Source organism: Micromonospora sp. KLBMP9576 (assembly GCF_050941805.1).
Classification (GTDB): Bacteria; Actinomycetota; Actinomycetes; order Mycobacteriales; family Micromonosporaceae; genus Micromonospora.
Genome location: NZ_CP194567.1, coordinates 2,360,695 through 2,373,648, shown reverse-complemented (window position 1 = coordinate 2,373,648; position 12,954 = coordinate 2,360,695). Strand labels below are relative to the sequence as shown.

At 72.8% G+C, this 12,954-nt stretch carries 10 protein-coding genes; 2 read left to right on the top strand and 8 right to left on the bottom strand.

The genetic code is table 11. The annotated features are described in order from the left end of the window. Positions 1-21: 21 nt before the first annotated feature. The 5 genes from ACQ452_RS10630 to ACQ452_RS10610 all read right to left on the bottom strand — a co-directional run bounded on the left by ACQ452_RS10630 (position 22) and on the right by ACQ452_RS10610 (position 6,297). A complete protein-coding gene (locus ACQ452_RS10630; RefSeq protein WP_433392722.1) occupies positions 22-1,629 on the bottom strand; it encodes an MFS transporter in 1,608 nt (535 codons plus the stop codon). A 105-nt stretch (positions 1,630-1,734) separates the two neighbouring features. Then, the gene (locus ACQ452_RS10625; protein WP_433392720.1) at positions 1,735-2,784 is read right to left on the bottom strand and encodes a S1 family peptidase; all 1,050 of its coding nucleotides are present in this window, start codon (positions 2,782-2,784) and stop codon (positions 1,735-1,737) included. Positions 2,785-3,127: 343 nt separating this feature from the next. Next, entirely contained in the window at positions 3,128-4,060 is a 933-nt protein-coding gene (locus tag ACQ452_RS10620; protein WP_433392718.1) for an acyl-ACP desaturase, read from the bottom strand. 69 nt (positions 4,061-4,129) lie between these two features. Then, entirely contained in the window at positions 4,130-5,458 is a 1,329-nt protein-coding gene (gene hisS, locus ACQ452_RS10615; protein ID WP_433392717.1) for a histidine--tRNA ligase, read from the bottom strand. 125 nt (positions 5,459-5,583) lie between these two features. Next, positions 5,584-6,297, bottom strand: a complete 714-nt coding sequence (locus tag ACQ452_RS10610; protein ID WP_433392715.1) for an MBL fold metallo-hydrolase — start codon at positions 6,295-6,297, stop codon at positions 5,584-5,586. Positions 6,298-6,554: 257 nt separating this feature from the next. On the opposite strand from ACQ452_RS10610, the gene ACQ452_RS10605 reads away from it, so the two are divergent. Then, complete coding sequence (locus ACQ452_RS10605) at positions 6,555-7,427, top strand: peptidylprolyl isomerase (RefSeq protein ID WP_433392713.1); 873 nt, start codon at positions 6,555-6,557, stop codon at positions 7,425-7,427. Between the two features lie 63 nt (positions 7,428-7,490). Continuing rightward, positions 7,491-8,318 (top strand): peptidylprolyl isomerase, encoded by an 828-nt coding sequence (locus ACQ452_RS10600; RefSeq protein WP_433392712.1) that lies wholly within the window; start codon positions 7,491-7,493, stop codon positions 8,316-8,318. 84 nt (positions 8,319-8,402) lie between these two features. On the opposite strand, the gene ACQ452_RS10595 is transcribed toward ACQ452_RS10600, so the two are convergent. The 3 genes from ACQ452_RS10595 to secF form a co-directional block, all read right to left on the bottom strand. After that, positions 8,403-10,919, bottom strand: coding sequence for a RelA/SpoT family protein (locus ACQ452_RS10595; protein WP_433392710.1), 2,517 nt, complete (start codon positions 10,917-10,919; stop codon positions 8,403-8,405). 170 nt (positions 10,920-11,089) lie between these two features. Next, a complete protein-coding gene (locus ACQ452_RS10590; RefSeq protein ID WP_433392708.1) occupies positions 11,090-11,656 on the bottom strand; it encodes an adenine phosphoribosyltransferase in 567 nt (188 codons plus the stop codon). Positions 11,657-11,757: 101 nt separating this feature from the next. Further along, positions 11,758-12,954: a protein translocase subunit SecF gene (gene secF, locus ACQ452_RS10585; RefSeq protein ID WP_433392706.1), complete on the bottom strand. Its 1,197-nt coding sequence runs from the start codon at positions 12,952-12,954 to the stop codon at positions 11,758-11,760.

Here is a 12,954-nt window from a genome sequence, read left to right as displayed (position 1 = left end):
AGCCGCCGCTGACCGGCCGGGTCAGTCGCGCGGGTCGGCGGGTAGCAGGTGACGCACCACGACCTCGCCGACGGTCAGCGCGCGGGCGCGCTCCTCGATGCCCCGGTCGGCGCCGGTGAACCGCCCACCGTGCTGGCGCAGGTGCTCCTCCCACGACGGCACCTGGTAGACCTCGACGAAGCCGTCCTCCCGTTCCCCCGTGCGGTACAGCCGCCAGCGCATCGCCCCCGTACGCCGCCGCGACCGTCCCACCAGCCGCATCGCCGCGACGAACTCCGCCTGCCGGGGCGGTGGCACCGTGTAGGAGACGGTCACCAGCACCGGCCCGGCCCACGGGTGCGCGGGCAGCGTCAGGTGCGGCTCGGGCCACCAGATCGCCGGGTCCCGGTCGAGCCCCCGGGTGTCGCGCAGCGGCCAGAGCGGCACGGTCGCCGCGCCGGCCGCCATCGCCCCGGCCGCCACGGCGAGCGCTGCCACGAGGCCGGCCACCTCGCCGAGCGCGCCCCAGGCGAGGGCGCCGAGCGCCTGCCCGCCGGCGAAGACCATCTGGTAGACCGAGAGGCCCCGGGCGCGTACCCAGCCGGGCAGGAAGAGCTGCATCGCGGCGTTGACGCTGGACAGCACGGTCATCCAGGCCATGCCGGCGGGCACCAGGGCCAGCGCGACCGGGACCGTCCCCGGCGCCAGCGCGAGCACCACCAGGACGGCGGCGTAGACCAGGCCGGCCGACAGCAGGAGCTGGCTGGTGGTGAGCGCCAGCCGGATCCGGGGCAGCACGAGGGCGCCGGCCACCGCGCCGACGCCGAGCGCGGCGAGCAGCACGCCGTAGCCGCCGGCGCCCAGGTGCAGGCGGCGGCTCGCGACCAGGGGCAGCAGCGCCCACAGCGCGCTGCCGGGCACCACGAACAGCGCCGCGCGCAGCAGGATCCGGCGGACCACGGGCGAGTTGCGCACGTACCGGCCGCCGGCGCGCAGCGCGGCCGTGAACCGCTCGGGCAGGTCGTCGCCGTCGGGCCGCGCCGGTCGCCAGCGCAGCAGGACCAGCGCGAAGAGGGCGAACGACGCCGCGTTGACGGCGAATACGGTGGCGACGCCGGCCCGGGCGACCAGCACGCCGGCCACGGCCGGCCCGACGGCGCGGGCCAGGTTCACGCTGATCGACCCGAGCGCCGAGGCGGAGAAGAGCTGGGACCGGGGCACCAGTTCGGGGATGAGCGCCTGCCAGGCCGGCAGGGTCAGCGCCTGGCCGACGCCGAGCGCGAAGGTGAGGGTGAGCAGCAGCGCCGGCGGCATCCGGTCGGCGGCGGTGAGGCCGGTCAGCAGCACGCCGACGGTGGCCAGGAAGCACTGCACGCCGATCAGCAGCCGGCGGCGGTCGAGGGTGTCGGCCAGCGCGCCGGCGGGCAGGGCGAGCAGCAGCACGGGCAGCATGCTGGCGGTCTGCACCAGCGACACCAGGGTCGAGGCGTTGGCCTGGTCGACGAGCAGCCACTGGGCGCCGACGGTCTGCATCCAGGTGCCCACGTTGCTGGCCAGCACCGCCAGCCACAGGCTACGGAAGGCGGCGAGCCGCAGCGGCGCCCAGGCCGACGCGGCGGTCTCGGCGGGCGGGGGCGTGGGGGCGTTCACCGCCCGGGTGTACCCCGGTCGGCCCGCACCACTCCGGTGAACCGGTCCCGGGCAGGCGGACGGGCCGCCGGGTTCACCCGGCGGCCCGTCCTGTGGTGCGGTCGATCAGAAGATGCTGACGCCGTAGCGGCTCAGCGCCTCACCGACGGGCTGGAAGAAGGTGGTGCCGCCGGTGCGGCAGTTGCCACTGCCGCCGGAGGTCAGGCCCAGGGCGATGGTGCCGCTGAACAGCGAGCCGCCGCTGTCGCCCGGCTCGGCGCAGACGTTGGTGCGGATCAGGCCGGAGACCGAGCCCTCGGCGTAGTTCACCGTGGCGTTGAGCGCGCTGACCGAGCCGGAGCGCAGGCCGGTGGTGCTGCCGGAGCGCTGCACCGACTGGCCGACGTAGGCGTTGCCGGCGGCGGTGATGTCCCGGAAGCTGCCGTTGTAGAGGGAGACGTTGCCGGCGGCGTTGGCGGAGTTGTTGTGCCGCACGATGCCGTAGTCGTTGCCCGGGAAGCTGGTGCCGGTACGGGTGCCGAGCAGGCTGGTCTGCCCGGAGTTGCTGTACCAGCTCGACGAGATGTTGGTGCAGTGCCCGGCGGTCAGGAAGTAGTAGGTGCTGCCGCTGCGCACGTTGAAGCCCAGCGAGCAGCGACCGCCGCCACCGGCGTAGATGGCCTGGCCGCCGGAGATGCGGGTGCTGAGCACGCCGGCCTCGGCCTCGATGCGGATCGCGCCGTTCATCTTCGCGGCGGCGGCCTTGACGCGCTCCAGCTTGGCGCCGGTGACCGTGCTGTCGACGGAGACGACGACCTGGTTGGTGGCGGGGTCGGTCCACCACGCGGTGCCGGGGATCTTGGCGGAGCGGTCCAGCTCCGAGGTGGCCCGGGCCAGTTCGCTGGCGCCGCGGGCGACGACCTTCGGCGTGGCGCCGGCGGCGCTGACCTGCCGGGCGGCGAGGGCGTCGGTAACGGTGACGACCATCTTGCCGTTGGCGTCGGCGTACGTGCCGGCGGAGCGGTCGCCGAGGCGCTCGGCCAGGCCGGCGGCGGCGTCGGGCGAGACGAACGAGGGTGCGGCCTGGGCGGGCGCGCCGATCAGCGAGCCGGCGACCATGGCGCCGGCCGCGGCGATGACGGCGGCACGGCGGAGCGAGGACCTCGTGGGTCGCATACAACAACCTCCAGGGAGGGGGGTGACGGGCCTCCGTCGGGGCGACAGGGGGCCGGGGTCAGCCCGGCCGATCTGGGGGAACCGGTCGAGCTGAGTGAAGTATTCACATACTTGAGTAGGTATGCAAGACCCGGCTTTGTCCTTTTCGCCCCCGCCGACGCGGGAGCCCGCCCGAACCCCGGGAAACGACGCACGTCTATGCGCTTGATCCCCGCCCCGACCCTGCGGCGGGCACGGTCCCGCCACGGGCGCCCCGCCCCGCCGCCGGCGCGCCGCGGCACGCCGCGTTCCGCCCGCCCGGATCCGCCCCGCGCGACGCCGGCCACCGGGGCCGGCCCTGCGGTCAGCGGGCGGCCAGGCGGGCCGCGCGGGCGTCCCGCTTCTCCTCGAAGCGGGCCGCGGCGCGCTCCAACTCGTCGAGGTGGGCCGCGATCTCGTCGCGGGCGGCCTCGCCGTCGGCGTCGAGCCCGGTCACGCTGAAGACGTCCCACTGGCGCAGCACCGGGGCCACCACCTCGTCGCGGTGCTGGCGCAGGTCGTAGATGCCGGCGAGGGCGATCGCCACGGACTTGCGGGTGAAGCCGTCGATGCCGTTGCCCGGCATCTGGAAGTCGGCCAGCACGTCGGCGACGGCCCGCATCGTCTGCCCGGGCGCCACCTCGAGGGCCGCGCCCAGCAGGTTGCGGTAGAAGATCATGTGCAGGTTCTCGTCGGACGCGACCCGGGCCAGCAGCGCCTCACAGACGGGGTCGCCGGCCGCCCGACCGGTGTTGCGGTGCGAGATCCGGGTGGCCAGTTCCTGGAACGACACGTACGCGAGCGAGTGCAGCATCTCCTCGTCGTGCGCGTTGCGGTACCCGGCGGACATGTGCGTCATCCGGGCCCGCTCCAGCGCCACCGGGTCGACCGCCCGGGTGACGCTGAGATAGTCGCGGATGGCGGTGCCGTGCCGCCCCTCCTCGGCCGTCCACCGGTGCACCCAGGTGCCCCAGGCGCCGTCCCGGCCGAACAGGCTGGCGATCTGGTGGTGGTACGACGGCAGGTTGTCCTCGGTCAGCAGGTTCACGATCAGCGCGGTGCGGGCCACGTCGGGGATCGTCGAGTCACTCGGTGCCCACGCCTCGCCGCCCAGCGGCCCGTCGAAGGTGCGCCCCTCGCTCCACGGCACGTACTCGTGCGGGAACCACTCCTTGGCGATGGCCAGGTGCCGGTCGAGGTTCTTCTCCACGACGGGTTCCAGCTCGAGGAGCAGGGCGGTCTGGCTGAGTGCGGTCACGACGATCTCCCTACGGTGGCGTAACTTACGCCACCGTAGGTCCGATCGCCCGTACGCGCCAGTAGCGACTCAGCCCACCAGCGGCCTGAGGTCGGCCACCGGCGGCGTCCACTCCCCCGCCGCCGCGGCGGCCTGCGCGCCGGAGCGGATGTCCTTCACCTCGTCGGCCGCGCCGTCGGCCCCGGGGAACCAGACGTACGGGATGCCCCGCCGCTCGGCGTAGCGGATCTGCTTGCCGAACTTCGCCGCGCTCGGCGACACCTCGGTCGGCACGCCCCGGCGGCGCAGCGCCTCGGCGACCCGGTTACTGGCCGCCCGTCCCTCCTCGCTGGTCACCGCGACCAGGACGCAGGTCGGCACGTCCCGCGACACCGTCAGCGCCCCCGCGCCGAAGAGCAGCCCGAGCAGCCGGGTCACCCCGATCGAGATGCCCACCCCGGGGAAGCGGGCGGCGCCGGCGCTGGCCAGGTTGTCGTACCGCCCGCCGGAGCAGATCGAGCCGAACCGCTCGTAGCCGACGAGCTGCGTCTCGTAGACGGTGCCGGTGTAGTAGTCCAGGCCGCGGGCGATGCGCAGGTCGGCCACGCAGAGCCCCGGGGAGTGCGCGGCGGCGGTCTCCACCACCCGGAGCAACTCCTCGGTCCCCTCGTCGAGCAGCGGGTCGCTGACGCCCAGGGCGCGTACGGCGTCCGCGAAGGAGGCGTCCGGGGCGGAGATCCCGGCCAGCGCCAGGACGGCCTTGGCCTGCGCCTGGCTGGCCCCGGCGGTCTGCGCCAGCAGCTCGGTCACCTTCGCCGGGCCGATCTTGTCGAGCTTGTCCACCGCCCGCAGCGTCGCCTCCGCGTCGGCGAGCCCGATCCCCCGGTAGAAGCCCTCACAGATCTTGCGGTTGTTGACCTGGATGCGCACCGGCGGGATCGGCAACGAGCGCAGCGCGTCGCCGACGACCAGCGGCATCTCCGCCTCGTGGTGCGGTGCGAGGGTGTCCCGGTCGACGATGTCGATGTCGGCCTGGAGGAACTCGCGGTAGCGCCCCTCCTGCGGCCGCTCGCCGCGCCACACCTTCTGGATCTGGTAGCGGCGGAACGGGAACTGCAGCTTGCCGGCGTTCTCCAGCACGTAGCGGGCGAACGGCACGGTGAGGTCGAAGTGCAGGCCGAGCGCGTCGTCGCCGGCCGGGCCGTCCGCGTCGGCCTGCAACCGCCGGATCAGGTAGACCTCCTTCGAGGTTTCCCCCTTGCGCAGGAGCTGGTCCAGCGGCTCCACCGCGCGGGTCTCCAGCGGGGCGAAACCGTACAGCTCGAACGTGTCGCGGATCCGGTCCAGGACGTACTGCTCGATCATCCGCTGCGCGGGCGTCCACTCCGGGAAGCCGGAGATGGGCGTGGGCTTGCTCATGATGCTCCGTTCACAGACCCGCGCGGCCCGCGCGGGCGAAGGCTGGTTGCGGCCGGCCAACCGGCCGCCGGCGGGAAACTGGGTGCGACGGCCACCGGCCGCGGGCTGACGTCGGGTGCGGCCGGCTACAGGCCGCGCGCGGGAGCGGGTCGCGCGCCGCCACCCGCCACCTCGACGAGGTACGGGTTGCTCGCGCGCTCGCGGCCGATTGTGGTCGCGGGGCCGTGCCCGGGCAGCACGACGGTGTCGTCGGCCAACGGGAGGATCTTGTCCCGCAGGCTGCCGAGCATGCGCGTCATGCTGCCGCCGGGCAGGTCGGTGCGGCCGATGGAGCCGGCGAACAGGACGTCGCCGGAGAGGCAGAGCTGCTCGGCCTCCCACGGCGAGCCGGCGGCCGGCAACCGGAAGAGCACCGACCCGCCGGTGTGGCCCGGCGCGTGGTCCACCGCGATCTCCAGCCCGGCGAGGGTCAGCGTGGCGCCGTCGGCCAGCTCCGCGACGTCCTCCGGCTCGGTGTACGGCAGCCGCCCGCCGAACAGCGCCGCGAGATCCGCCGACAGCCCCTTGGCCGGGTCGGCGAGCATCTCCCGGTCACCCGGGTGCACGTACGCGGTGATGCCGCGGGCGCCGCAGACCGGCGCCACCGAGAAGGTGTGGTCGAGGTGGCCGTGGGTGAGCAGGACGGCAGCCGGATGCAGCCGATGCTCGGCCAGCAGGGCGTCGAGCCGGTCGAGCACCCCGATGCCGGGATCGACCACCACGCACTGCTCCCCCGGCGCGGCGGCGACCACGTAACAATTGGTGCCGAAGGCGTCCGCGGGAAAGCCGGCCACGAGCACGTCCGCTCCCCTTTCCGTCGAGCTTGCTGCCTGTCACGCAGCCTATCGGGCGACGCGAACCGGTTGCGCCGCGTCCGTCCCGCCGGCCCCACCGGGCACAGGGCTCACGTTCCGACGAACCCCGGCCCGACCTCGTACACCACTTTTCCAGTCGGTGGCCGTACACTCTGGCGGGCGTGTGGCGTGGCGCACCTGCCGCAGCACGGCGACGACGTCCGACCACCGGTGACGACCAGGGTAGAGGAAGGGGAGCACGGGTGGCTTCCAGCAGGGACCGGCAGCGCAAACTGGCGCGTGCGAAGCTCGACCGGCAACTCGGCCGCCGGGCGGCCGCCGTCCGCCGGCGCCGGCAGATCCGGGCCGGCGTGGGCGCCGCCATCGTCCTCGTGCTGATCGTGGCCGGCTCGGCGTGGGCGCTGGGCGCCTTCGACGACGACCCGCAGGACAACACGGCCACCGCGGACGTCTGCCTGTGGACGCCGCAGGACGCCACCGCGAACACCAACCTCAAGGACGTCGGCACCCCGGCCACCGAGGGCCTGCCCACCGAGGGCGTGCGCCCCATGACGGTCACCACCAACCAGGGCGCGCCGATCACCGTCGAGCTCGACCTCGCCGGTGCCCCGTGCGCGGCGGCGAGCATCGCGCACCTGTCCAGCCGGTCGTTCTACGACAACACCAAGTGCCACGAGATCACCGCCGAGGGCGCGGTGCGCTGCGGCGACCCCAGCGGCACCGGACTCGGCGGCCCCAGCTACTCGTTCTACGACGAGAACGTCCCCGCCGTGGCGTCGGCGAGCCCGGCGGCCGGCCAGCCCGCGACCTACCCGAAGGGCACGGTCGCGATGATCGCCAACCCGCCGGGCGCCAACGGCAGCCAGTTCCTGATGTTCTTCAAGGACTTCAGCACGGCCGACCCGAAGTACCCGATCGTCGGCCGGGTCACGGGTGGGCTCGACGTGGTGGAGAAGATCGGTGCCGGGCCGACCGTGGACAATGGGACGGGGGCCAAGGTCAAGCCCAAGGCCGACGACGTCGTCGTGCAGAGCCTGACCGTCGGTGAGCCCGCGACGCAGGCGAGCACGGCGCCCGCCTCGGGCGCTCCGGCGGCCAGCCCGAGCGCCGGCTGACCAGCCGCCCCACCAGACTCAGCGGCACCGACCGCCCCACAGACAGCCCAGGAGGATCCAGGCGTGACGTCCACCAGAGAGCGGCAGCGCGCGGCGGCGCGTGCCCGGCTCGAGAAGGAGATGGCCGAGCGCGCGGCGAAGGCCCGCAAGCGCCGGCAGACCCAGGCGATCGTGGGGGCGGCCTCGGTCCTGGTGCTCGTCGTCGCCGGCACGGTCTGGCTCGCCACCACCCTCGGCGACGACGACAAGACCGACACCGCCGGCCCGGCGGCCGGTGCCGTGCAGTGCGCCTGGACAGAGATCCCCGCCGACCAGCGCACCCCGCAGATCAAGGACGTCGGGCTGCCGGCCCCGCAGCAGGCGAACACGGGCCTGCAGACGATGACGATCGACACGAACCTGGGCCCGATCACCGCCACGGTCGACCGTGCGGCGGTGCCCTGCACCGCGGGCAGCTTCACGCACCTGGCCGAGAAGAACTTCTTCGACAACACCAAGTGCCACCGGATGGTGACCGAGGGCATCAAGGTGCTCCAGTGCGGCGATCCGAGCGCCACGGGCAAGGGCTGGCGGCAGACCGACGGCACCGGTGGACCGAGCTACCGACTCGCCGAGGAGAACCTGCCGACCGACAAGCGGCCCCCCTACCCGGAGGGCGTGATCGCGATGGCCAACTCCGGCCAGCCGGGCAGCACGGGCAGCCAGTTCTTCATCGTCTACGGCGACTCGCCGCTCGACCCGAACTACACGGTCCTGGGCACCGTCACGGGCGGCATGGACATCGTCAAGCAGGTCGCGGCGGCGGGCGACGACAAGGCGTTCGCGCAGCAGGCCGGTGGCGGCCACCCCAAGAAGGAAGTCACCATCAAGAAGCTCACGATGAGTTCCTGACCGGGCCGACGCCCCCGAGCACCCAGACGAGGCGCCCGCCGGCACTGCCGGCGGGCGCCTCGTCCCGTGTGCGTGTGGTGGGCGTCAGGCCCCGGAGGTGACCCGGTAGGCGTCGAAGACGCCGTCGACCTTGCGGACCGCGGCCAGCAGGTGGCCCAGGTGCTTCGGATCGGCCATCTCGAAGCTGAACCGGCTCACCGCCACCCGGTCGCGGGTGGTGGTGACCGTCGCGGAGAGGATGTTGACCCGCTCCTCGGAGAGCACCCGGGTCACGTCGGCGAGCAACTTGTGCCGGTCCAGCGCCTCCACCTGGATGGCGACCAGGAACGTCGACGCGGAGGTGAGCTTCCAGCTCACCTCGACGACCCGCTCGACCTGCGCGCGCAGGTCCTCGGCGTTGGCGCAGTCGTCGCGGTGCACGCTGACCCCACCGGAGCGGGTCACGAACCCGAAGACCGAATCCGGGGGTACGGGCGTGCAGCAGCGCGCCAGCTTGATCCACACGTCGCTGACCCCGCGCACCACCACACCGGGATCGGCGCTGCTCTGCCGGCTGCGCGGCGGCCGGGTGGCGACGGCGGTCTCGGCGATGTCCTCCGCCGCGCCCTCCTCGCCGCCGTACGTGGCCATCAGCTTCTGCACCACCGACTGCGCGGAGACCTGGCTGTCGCCGACGGCGGCGTACAGCGAGGCCACGTCGGCCAGGTGCAGGTCGCGGGCGATCGCCATCAGCGCGTCGGAGGTCAGCATCCGCTGCAACGGCATGCCCTGCTTGCGCATCGCCTTGACGATCGCGTCCTTGCCGGCCTCGATCGCCTCCTCGCGGCGCTCCTTGTTGAAGTACTGCCGGATCTTCGTGCGCGCCCGAGGGCTCTTGACGAAGCCCAGCCAGTCCTGTGTCGGGGCGGCCGTCTCGGACTTCGACGTGAAGATCTCGATCACGTCGCCGTTGGACAGCGTCGACTCCAGCGGCACCAGCTTGCCGTTGACCCGTGCCCCGATGCACTTGTGCCCCACCTCGGTGTGCACCGCGTACGCGAAGTCCACGGGCGTCGAGCCGGTCGGCAGCGGGATGACGTCACCCTTCGGGGTGAAGACGTACACCTCCTGGCTGGACAGGTCGAAGCGCAGCGCGTCGAGGAACTCGCTCGGGTCGGCCGCCTCCCGCTGCCAGTCCAGCAGCTGACGCAGCCAGGTCATCTCGTCGATGTGCGCGGGCGGCCCGACGATCTGGGTGCCCTTGTGCTCCTTGTATTTCCAGTGCGCGGCGATGCCGAACTCCGCGGTGCGGTGCATCGCGTACGTGCGGATCTGCATCTCCACCGGCTTGCCGGTGGGCCCGATGACAGTCGTGTGCAACGACTGGTACATGTTGAACTTGGGCATGGCGATGTAGTCCTTGAACCGGCCCGGCACCGGCTGCCAGTTGGCGTGGATGACCCCCAGCGCCGCGTAGCAGTCCCGCACCGTGTCGACCAGGATCCGCACGCCGACCAGGTCGTAGATGTCGTTGAAGTCGCGCCCCCGCACGATCATCTTCTGGTAGATCGAGTAGAGGTGCTTCGGGCGCCCGGTGGTCTCCGCCTTGATCTTGGCGGCCTTAAGGTCGGTCTGCACCTTCTGGGTGACCTGGCGCAGCAGCGCCTCGCGCTGCGGCTGGTGCTCCCCGATGAGGCGGTTGATCTCCTCGTAGCGCTTCGGGAAGAGCGTGCCGAAGGCGAGATCCTCCAGCTCCCACTTGATCGTGTTCATACCGAGCCGGTGGGCCAGCGGGGCCAGGATCTCCAGCGTCTCCTTGGCCTTCTGCTCCTGCTTCGGACGCGGCAGGAAGGTCAGGGTACGCATGTTGTGCAGCCGGTCGGCCAGCTTGATCACCAGCACCCGCGGGTCCTTGGCCATCGCGACGACCATCTTGCGGATCGTCTCGGCCTTGGCCGCGTCGCCCAGCTTGACCTTGTCGAGCTTCGTCACCCCGTCGACCAGCAGCGCCACCTCGCCGCCGAAGTCGGCCCGCATCTGGTCGAGGGTGTATTCCGTGTCCTCGATGGTGTCGTGCAGCAGCGCGGCCACCAGGGTGGTGGTGTCCATCCCCAGGTTGGCCAGGATCGTCGCCACGGCCAGCGGGTGGGTGATGTAGGGGTCGCCCGACTTGCGGTACTGCCCCGAGTGCCAGCGCGCCGCGGTGTCGAACGCGCGCTGCAACAGCCGCGCGTCGGCCTTGGGGTGGGCATCCCGGTGGGTCGAGATCAGCGGCTCCAGCACCTCGCTGACCTGCGAGGACTGCCACGGCGCGTTGAACCGCGCCAACCGCGCCCGGACCCGGCGGCCGGTGGGCGCCGTGGAGAGCGCGAAGCCGGCGCTCGGCGCGGGATCGTCTCCGTCGTCGACGGCGCCGTCGCCGGAGAACGGCAGCACGACCCCCTCGACCGGCGTGGCCGCGTTGTCCGCCGCCGCGCGCGTCACCTCGGGGCGTACGGGCTCGGCCGGGCCGGGGCCCGCCTCCCGCACCGGCGCGTCACCGTGCCGTGCGGTCGCCGAGCCGTCCGCGTCGCCTGTCGGGTGCACCGTGCCCTCCACCGGAGGGGCGACATCGTGGGACACCGGCCTCCTCACCGCTCGCCGGGAAAACACCGACCGTGGGGCGGCCGGCCTGGTCTCACGCCACCCGGGCGGCTCCCGCCCGGTCAGCAAAGGGCAATCCTACCCGCACACACCGTGCCCCGCCGCTCCGCCGGACGGTCCCCCCGGCCCCGTCCGGGACGGCGGCGCGGTCACACGGTCAGCAGGGCATGGACCGGACGCGGGGCCAGCCGCTTCCGGCCGCCGAGGAAGCCGAGCTCCAGCAGGACGGTGAAGCCGGCCACGGTCCCGCCGGCCCGCTCCACCAGGTCCAGCGTCGCCTCGGCGGTCCCACCGGTGGCCAGCACGTCGTCGACCACCAGCACCCGGTGCCCGGCGGTGAAGGCGTCCTCGTGCACCTCCAGCGTGGCCTCGCCGTACTCCAGGGCGTAGGAGGCCGAGTAGGCCGGGCGGGGCAGCTTGCCGGCCTTGCGCACCGGCACCACACCGAGCCCCGTCGCGTACGCGATGGCCGCCGCGACCACGAACCCCCGCGCCTCGATGCCGACGACGACGTCGAACGACTCCCGCCCGTGGTACGCGACGATCCCGTCGATCACCTCACGGAACGCGTCGCCGTCGGCGAACAACGGCATCAGGTCCTTGAACATGACACCGGGCTTGGGGAAGTCGGGCACGTCGAGCACCCGGCTGGCGACCAGCGCGGCCGTGTCCGGGCCGCTGTCTCCCCGTACGCCGGTGCTGTGGATCTCCGTCACGGCAGTTCCGCTCCCCTTCACGACGACGGCGTCCTGCATGCTGCTCGCACAGCATGAAGGACGCCGTCGCATCGGTTCCTACCGGGTCTGCCCGGCCCGGCTCAGCGCCGCTTGGCACCGCCGGGGCGGTTGCCGCCGCCACCTGCCGGCCGGCCGCCGCGGGCGCCGGTCGCCCGCTTGCCGGCCGGTCGGGCGCCCACCTTCGGCGCGACGCCGGCCAGCGCCGCCGACTCCGGGTCGACCGGCTCGTCGTCGGGCTCGGCGGCGCGCGGCGCGACACCCTTCGGGGCCACCTCGCCCCGGCCGACCGCGCCCCGGCGGGCCAGCACCCGCTTGTTGTGCGCCTGGATCCGCGGGTCGTAGTTCTTGAGCGCGACCAGCAGTGGCGTGGCCAGCAGGATCGAGGTCAGGAACGCCACCGCCATACCGACGAAGAGCACCAGGCCGAGGTCCTTGAGGGTGCCCGCGCCGAGCAGGCCGGCACCGATGAAGAGCAGACCACCGACCGGCAGCAGCGCGACCACCGAGGTGTTCAGCGACCGCATGAGGCTCTGGTTGATCGCCAGGTTGGCAGCCTCGCCGTACGTCTGGTTGTTGTTGGCGGTGATTCCCCGGGTGTTCTCCTGCACCTTGTCGAAGACCACCACCACGTCGTAGAGCGCGAAGCCCAGGATCGTGAGGAAGCCGATGACCGTCGACGGCGTCACCTCGAAGCCGACCAGCGAGTAGACGCCGGCGGTGAGGACCAGGTTCATGACCAGCGACGAGACCGCGGCGACGGCCATCCGCCACTCGAAGCGCAGGATCAGGTAGACCATCACCACCGCAATGAAGATGACCAGACCGAGCAGCGCCCGCGAGGTGACCTGGCTGCCCCACGCCTCGCTGACCTGGTTGCCGCTGATGGTCGCCGCGTCGATGCCGAACTCGCTGGCCATCTCCGTCTTGACGTCGTTGGCCTGCTCCGCGCTGAGCTGCGTGGTCCGCACCTCGTAGAAGTTGCCGCTGGTGCCGCCCACCTCCTGCGTGGTGACCACCTCGGCGCCGCCGCCGGCCGCCGCGAGCGCGTCCTCGACCTTGATCTCGGTCTGCTCCAGGGTGCCGACGCTCGCCGGGATCTGGAAGGAGTTGCCGCCGGCGAACTCGATGCCGAGGCTGAAGCCGCGCAGCCCGAAGCTGAGCAGCGCCAGCAGGATCAGCCCGAGCGCGACGCCGAACCAGAGCTTGCGCCGGCCGATGATGTCGAGGCCGGCCTCACCGCGGTAGAGGCGGCTCGCGAGACCACTCTTGGCAGCCAT

Bases quoted from the DNA above. Each gene is read 5' to 3' on its own strand.
- ACQ452_RS10625 (WP_433392720.1), bottom strand. From the start codon at position 2,784: ATGCGACCCACGAGGTCCTCGCTCCGCCGTGCCGCCGTCATCGCCGCG.
- hisS (WP_433392717.1), bottom strand. From the start codon at position 5,458: ATGAGCAAGCCCACGCCCATCTCCGGCTTCCCGGAGTGGACGCCCGCG.
- secF (WP_433392706.1), bottom strand. From the start codon at position 12,954: ATGGCTGCCAAGAGTGGTCTCGCGAGCCGCCTCTACCGCGGTGAGGCC.